The 7,116-nt window shown below is 51.3% G+C and carries 5 protein-coding genes and 1 pseudogene; 3 read left to right on the top strand and 3 right to left on the bottom strand.

Going from position 1 to position 7,116, the window contains the following annotated elements; translation table 11 throughout:
* Window positions 1-123: 123 nt before the first annotated feature.
* Window positions 124-2,034, bottom strand: coding sequence for an AMP-binding protein (locus IQ219_RS14460; protein ID WP_194073075.1), 1,911 nt, complete (start codon window positions 2,032-2,034; stop codon window positions 124-126).
* 123 nt (window positions 2,035-2,157) lie between these two features.
* Here IQ219_RS14460 and cobT point away from each other — a divergent pair, with 123 nt between their 5' ends.
* Together cobT and IQ219_RS14450 are read left to right on the top strand one after the other, a co-directional pair.
* Window positions 2,158-3,267 carry a nicotinate mononucleotide-dependent phosphoribosyltransferase CobT gene (cobT, locus tag IQ219_RS14455; RefSeq protein WP_194073074.1) on the top strand — a complete coding sequence of 370 codons (1,110 nt, stop codon included), beginning with the start codon at window positions 2,158-2,160 and terminating at the stop codon, window positions 3,265-3,267.
* Window positions 3,264-4,712: pseudogene (locus IQ219_RS14450) on the top strand (cobyrinate a,c-diamide synthase). Before cobT ends, IQ219_RS14450 begins: the two are co-directional and overlap by 4 nt.
* A 234-nt stretch (window positions 4,713-4,946) precedes the next feature.
* Here the strand turns inward: IQ219_RS14450 and IQ219_RS14445 are convergent.
* Window positions 4,947-6,185 carry a PQQ-dependent sugar dehydrogenase gene (locus tag IQ219_RS14445; RefSeq protein WP_194073072.1) on the bottom strand — a complete coding sequence of 413 codons (1,239 nt, stop codon included), beginning with the start codon at window positions 6,183-6,185 and terminating at the stop codon, window positions 4,947-4,949.
* Between the two features lie 136 nt (window positions 6,186-6,321).
* Between IQ219_RS14445 and IQ219_RS14440 the strand changes: the two genes are divergently transcribed.
* Window positions 6,322-6,879: a Uma2 family endonuclease gene (locus tag IQ219_RS14440; RefSeq protein ID WP_194073071.1), complete on the top strand. Its 558-nt coding sequence runs from the start codon at window positions 6,322-6,324 to the stop codon at window positions 6,877-6,879.
* A 33-nt stretch (window positions 6,880-6,912) separates the two neighbouring features.
* Here the strand turns inward: IQ219_RS14440 and IQ219_RS14435 are convergent.
* Window positions 6,913-7,116: hypothetical protein (locus IQ219_RS14435; RefSeq protein ID WP_194073070.1), on the bottom strand; the 204-nt coding region annotated here is incomplete at its 5' end.

Genomic DNA, 7,116 nt, shown 5'->3' with positions numbered 1-7,116 from the left:
GTGTATATCTTATCGAACTTGCCGCAAGCTTACTCACCAACCAACGCTGGGGCTTTCCCCCCTTTTTGCCATGCCTCCAAGGGGCGCTGAAATTTGACCTGAGCCCGGAGTCCAATGGGGGGGTTAAAACATTTCGTCAATTAAATTTTGGTAGGTTTGGGTTACCACCGGTCGCTTGAGCTTCAAGGTTTGGGTCATCATGCCGTTTTCCAGGGAAAATGGTGCCGGGACAAAACGAAAATCTTTAATTTGGTCATCGGCTCGATACCCAGGGCGATCGCGCACTTCCCGTTGCAACTCCGACCGCATTAACCCCACCACTTGGGGGTCATACAAACCGCTGGCTTCCATGGCTTCATTACTGGCCGATGGTTCCGGCAGGGTGATTTGCAAATTTTTAGTCTCAGCCCACTTTTGCAACGCATCAAAATTGGGCACAATCAAAGCTCCCAAGAATTTTTGATCCTGTCCCACTAACATAATTTGGTCGATGTAGGCACTGCGTAAACAGGCATCTTCAATGGGTTGGGGTTCAATGTTTTCCCCGTTACTGAGCACAATGGTGTCCTTGGCCCGACCGGTAAGAATCAAATCGTTTTGGGGCGTTACCCAGCCTAAATCACCGCTGTCGAACCAGCCCTCTGGGTCTAACACTTTGGCGGTGGCCTCCGGTTTGTTGTAATAGCCCTGCATCACTTGGGGCCCTCGGATCAAAACTAGTCCCTGGGTTTCGGGAGGCAAGTCCCGTTTAGTTTCCGGATCAACGATGCGGATTTCCGTTAGGGGCACAGGGCGGCCGGAGGAGTAACGTAGATTGTGTTTATGCACCCTGGCATTGGTAACGGGGGCCGTTTCCGTTAAGCCATAGCCCACCAGGACGGGGATACTAGTGATTTCATAAAAATCGTCTAAATGTCTAGCCAGGGCTCCCCCCCCAGAAATGAGGGTTTCCAGTCTGCCTCCGGCGGCCTGCCGGACTTTGTGATAGACAATTTTGTCCCCCAAGTGGTGCAGAGGACTAAGCACCAGAGCTCGGCAACGGGCCACCCATCGGGCGATCGCCGAAGCGTGGAGATGATTCAAACTGAGGTTATGGGCAATGCGTTTGGCGAGAATATATTGCTGGGAAACGCCGAAAAAGAAATTAATTAGCTTTTGTTGCCCAGGGGATTTTTCTCGGAAGGTTTTTTGCACCCCTTCATAGAGGGATTCCCATAACCGGGGCACCCCGACAATGTGATGGGGTTTAATCTGCTTCACATCATTTTTGAAATGGCGAATGCTGGTGTAGTTCAACGTACAGCCCCGGGAGAGAAAGAAATACTCGGCGCTTCTTTCGAGGGAATGCCAACAGGGCAAAATACTCAACACCTGATCCCCAGGGCGGGGAATAATGACTGAACCCAATTCCCGTACTTGGTGCAACAAATTGCCGTGGCTGAGCATGACCCCTTTGGGTTGCCCGGTGGTGCCGGAGGTGTAGATTAGGGTAGCCAAATCCTCTTCTTGGCGGGGGACTGGGGTGGGGATTTTGCCTTCTCCCTGGGCCATGACTTGGGCAAAGTTATATTGGGGAATGGCGCTGTCCTGGTCCACCGCTTCGTCGGAAAGGAGGACAATTAGGTTCAAATCAACCTTTTCGCTGTCCAGGGCTAGTTTGCTCAGGGTTTGCCGATTTTCCACAATCAGGGTGCGGCTGTTGCTATCTGCCAGAATGTAGAGCAATTCCTGGCGATCGGCTTGGGCAGAACGGACGGCGTTGACTGCCCCGGCCAGCATACTACCTTGGTCAGCGATGAACCAACGGGGACTATTGTCGGCAAAAATAGCTAGGTGTTGATGGGGAGTAACCCCCAAATCCTGTAGGCCAGCCGCAAAGGTCTGGATTTTGTCCCGCAATTGGGCGTAGGTCAGGGCCACGGGGGGATCACTGTGGCGATCATTAAGGGCCACAATGTCGGCAAAATTTTCCCCGGTGATGGCCCAGGTGTCCGCCAGGGAGTGGATGGAGTCGTAGTTAATTGGCGCAACCATGATCAGATAGAAACAAGGGAGAAATCTTTATTTTTAAGGCTAGGGAGGCTAAAGAACGACAGTTTAAATCTATTCAATGTATTTGACCTTGATTTTCCGCATTGGGCCCACTTTTACAGCAATATGTTGACAGTTTATACCCAGTCTTACCAAGCTTTATCCTGGATAGAACGCCATGGTCATTGTCCACCGGCATTTGTCTGTGTGTTGGGCTTTACGGAAACGGGGTTAATCCCCGGTATTTCCGCCGCCGGCAAAACCCCCGCTGATCGAAAGTTCACGGCGATCGCCGATGCGGAATTTTTAATTAGAGGTACTACCACAGGGGCAACCTATCCCTTACCTCCCCTCATTTCTGGGGTTTCCCCTGTGTTCATCACCAAAGCGTTGGTGGATGCCCTCGGCACACCGGTGTATTTGTTTAACTCCGGTTTACCCGTCCCTCCGTCCGTAGCCGCCATTGATCTGGGAGGGCAGCCGGCCTGCTGTCTCTCCACAGGGCAGGCCCTATCGTTGGGGACAGTGGAGCATCTTTTTCGGCAGGGTTTACAGTGGGGCGAAAAGTTAGCCCAGGAGCATACCGACAGTTACTTAGTACTGAGTGAATGCGTGGTGGGGGGGACTACCACCGCCCTAGGAGTATTGTTGGGGTTGGGCATCGCCGCCGGGGGCAAAGTGAATAGCAGTCATCCCCATTGCAATCATCAACAAAAACTAGCTCTGGTAAGCCAGGGGTTGAACCATTGTTCCCCCAATCAAGAGCCGATGGCTCTGGTGGCTGCCGTTGGGGATCCGATGCAAATCGTGGTGGCTGGGATGGCGATCTCCGCTAGTCATAGTACGGGGGTGATGTTGGCCGGAGGAACCCAAATGTTGGCAGTTTATGCCTTGATCCAAGCCCTAGCTCAGCAAAGGAATCTGAGGGTGGATTTTTCCCGCCTGGTGGTGGGCACAACCAAATGGGTCTGTGAAGATGCCAGTGGTGATACGGTGGGTCTAGCCAATTTGCTTTCTCCGGTGGTTTTGTTAGCTCCCCAACTCAGTTTTGCTTCTTCCCTTTATCCCCAACTGCGGGTCTATGAACAGGGCTTTGTCAAAGAAGGGGTGGGGGCCGGGGCCATGGCGATCGCCGCCCAACTCTATAAAAATTGGGATCAGGACCAGTTGCTAGAACTAATTGAGAATTTAATTGCCAGGGAATTGGGACAGGGCCTGGAGAGCCCCCAACAATGACAGTGATTATTGCGGGGGAAAGAAGCGGCGCTGGCAAAACGACCATCACCCTGGCGATGTTGGCCTATCTAGCGCAACAAAAACTGGCGGTGCAGTCCTTCAAAGTGGGGCCAGACTACATTGACCCCATGTTCCACAGCCAAATTACGGGCCGTCCCTGTCGTAACTTAGACCCTTTTTTAACTTCCGAAAGCTATGTCAAAGATTGTTTTCTTTACCACAGCCAAGCCACTCCCTATGGTTTGATTGAAGGGGTAATGGGACTATTTGACGGCGTGCCCTACCAAGGCATGGGGGATTATGCTTCCACTGCCCACATTGCCAGATTATTGAAGTTGCCCGTAATTTTTGTGGTGGATTGCCAGCGTTTATCTGGTTCCGTTGCCGCCATTATCCAGGGTTATCGCCATTGGCAACCGGAGATTACCTTAGCCGGGATAATTTTGAATCGAGTAGCAGGCGATCGCCACTTAGAATTACTCAAAATTGCCTTGGCACCGTTAGATATTCCCATTCTGGGGGTATTTTTCCGCCAGCAGCATTTAACTTTGCCCGATCGCCATTTGGGGTTGGTGCCCTGTGGCGAGTTGCCGCAAATTCAGCAATATTTTGACCAATTAGCCCATTTGGCCGCTCAGCAATTGGATTGGGCCAAACTGCTGCCGCTACTGGCAACGCCCACCAATGTAAACGCCCCCCCTAGTTTATTTCACATTCCCGTCCGACTACCCCAAGCCCGATTGGCGATTGCCCAGGATCAGGCGTTTAACTTTTACTACGCCGATAACTTGGATCTACTCAACCACTGCGGCTTTGAACTCATTCCCTTTAGCCCCCTAGAAGATAATAAACTTCCTCCGGCGATCGATGGAATTTACCTCGGTGGTGGTTTTCCTGAACTGTTTGCGGAACCCCTCAGCCGTAATCAGTCGTTAAAAAATCAGTTCAAGCAACTAATTAACCAAGGGTTACCCGTATATGGGGAATGCGGCGGTTTAATGTATCTCAGCCAAGCCATTACGGACTTTACCGGGCAAACTTTTCCCATGTTGGATATTCTCCCCACCGCCGTCACCATGGGGGGCAAACTCAGTCTCGGATATCGCCAAGCCCAGGTGGTCAATTCCCACAGTTGGTTGTGGCCAACAGAACCCCTGCGGGGCCATGAATTTCACCGTTCCCAAATGACGAAACTCCCTGGCCAAGCTCTCTACCGCCAGCGGGGGCTCCTGGCCATTGACCAGGGGACAATGGATGGCTGGTGTTTGGGCCCTGTTCAGGCTTCCTATCTCCACCTCCATTGGGGCAGTCAAATTTCCTCGGTGGAAAAATTTTTAGCTACTTGCCTTGCCTTTCAAAAAAAGTTGAGCTAACTTGGGAGGAGTCCACCCTTTAAGTCAGTACCATTAAGGAATACAGGAGGTGATGCCCATGGTAGAAAGTAGTATGTGCATGGGTCGTTTGGTTGAAGTTAGCCGGCTGTGTGCCGGGGCCGTTCTTTAGAGTAACTATTCCCCACAACCCGAATTAGCTACATTTAAAGTTCCTTCCGGCAGTCAGGTTTCAACCGAACTGACCCCCTAGACCGCTCTCCCGAATCGCTGCAATCCAGCCTTTGGGGGAGCGGATAGTTTTTTGGTGGGAAATTAGATTATTTTTGGGGGCCTTGGTCGGTCGATTCACGATTCCAGTCGTAGCAACTGCCCGTTATTGTTATCGGTTAAAACATAAACATGGCCATCGGGGCCCTGGCGAATATCCCTCACCCTGTCGCCGATGGTAATGGTGGTTTCGCTAATAATTTCGTTATTTTCCCCAACCCGTAAATGGCGAACGCCCCTGTCCACTAAACCGCCAGCAAAAATGGTGCCCTGCCAATCAGGATGGCGATCGCCACGATAAATGGCTAAACCGGAAGGGGCAATGGCCGGAGTCCAAACCTGGAGGGGATCTACCATATCAGGGCGAGATGTGACGGGGGCAACGGGCTGACCCGTACTGTATTCCTTGCTGAAGGACACCACTGGCCAACCGTAATTTTCTCCCTTTTGAATTAGATTCAGTTCATCCCCGCCCCTAGAACCATGCTCCGTAGCCCAGACCTGTTGGGTAACGGGATCATAGGCCATGCCTTGGATATTGCGATGGCCATAACTCCAAATTTCCGGGGCCGCCTCGGGATTATCTACAAAGGGATTATCGACGGGTATGGTGCCATCATCATTGATGCGAATTACCTTGCCGAGGTGACTAGCCAGGTTTTGGGCCTGTTGGCGGATAAAGTCTCCCTCCAGTTGCACAGGGGGATTGCCGCCGTCACCAATGGAAACTAGCAGTGTTTCGTCCGGCAACCAAGTTAACCGGGAGCCAAAATGCTGACCGCCGGATTTGGTTTGTCCCACTTCAAAAATGACTTGCCAATCCGTTATTGTTTCCCCATCAAAAACCGCCCTGGCTACCCTGGTGCGATTAGCCTGCTGAGTACCGTGGGAGTAGGTGAAATAGACGAAGCGATTTTCTGCAAAACGGGGGTGCAGAGCAATGTCCAGTAAACCTCCCTGTTGGGAAGCAAATAGTTGTTGGGCAGAGACGGTGGCAACTTCTTCTACCCCGCCGATCGCCTCTGGATCTAAGACACCATTACGGACAATGCGGAGTCGCCCCGGTCTTTCGGTGATTAAAATGTCGCCATTGGGTAACCAAGCCATACCCCAGGGATGTTCCAAGCCGCTGATTATCGGCACAGCTTTAATTTCTTTTTGGGGAGTTTGGGCCACCTCCATCGAATTAGTCGGCCTGGGGGAAGTTTGACCTGCTTCAGTGTTTACAAGATCAGCTTGGGAAAACGCTCCACAGCCTGAGAGGGCAATGCTACTGGCCAGGGGGAGGGTAAGCTTGAACGGAAATGGAATAAACATAGGGCCGATTAATCGCGTTCCTTTTTACTCCACCTTAAACAATTTGCCTGGCAACCAAGACCAGTTAGTGGCCAGTTAATTTGGGTAGTGTGATTAGAATGGAGCTAAAGTCAAAGCCCACCGAGGTTAAAACTCGATGACTGCCGCCAAGCCCCGTTGGACAATCGCAGACCTAGAATTTTTTCCTGATAATGGCGATCGCCATGAAATTATTGATGGAAACCTGTACGTGACCCGAGCGCCCCACTGGAAACACCAAAAAGTTCTCACTAGGCTGTGTCAGGCTTTACCCTCCCAAGATGCCCATGGTCGGACGGGAGAAGTTTTGCAAACACCGGGGCTAATTTTTGCTAGCGACGATAATGTCATTCCCGACCTAGTTTGGATTAGTCAGGAAAAACTTAACCATTATGCAGATGAAGCCGGGCATTTCACCGCCGCCCCGGAACTGATTGTGGAAGTGCTTTCCCAAAAGAGTCAGGATATTGCTAGGGATCGCCAGGTGAAGTTGAAACTCTACTCAAGGGTGGGGGTTGAGGAATATTGGATTGTGGATTGGCAACAACAAACGGTGGAAATTTATTGGCGATCATCAGCCCGTTTGGAACTGGTTTTAACTCTGTTTTCTGAAGACCAATTAACTTCCTCCCTTTTCCCGGATTGGAGACTACAGGTTGCAGATATTTTTGCTTGAAAACGTCAATTAAACAGGGGCAAAGAGCCATGTCTAACCAGTCTCGACAATCCCTGCCTGCCGTAGTAACTCCCTCAAGCGAGTATTTTCCGCCTCAGCTAATTCGGCCCGTTTTTCTGCCTGTTCTGCCAAGGCTACTAGAGCCACAGTGCTCAAGAAGGGACGGCGATCGGGGTAGAAAATTTTTAAATCATCCGGGGTAAGTTCAAAGTGGATACCCAAAAGGGGACTTGTCCC

Source organism: Synechocystis sp. LEGE 06083 (assembly GCF_015207725.1).
Taxonomy (GTDB): Bacteria; Cyanobacteriota; Cyanobacteriia; order Cyanobacteriales; family Microcystaceae; genus Synechocystis; species Synechocystis salina.
This window is presented reverse-complemented; position numbering and strand designations above follow the sequence as displayed.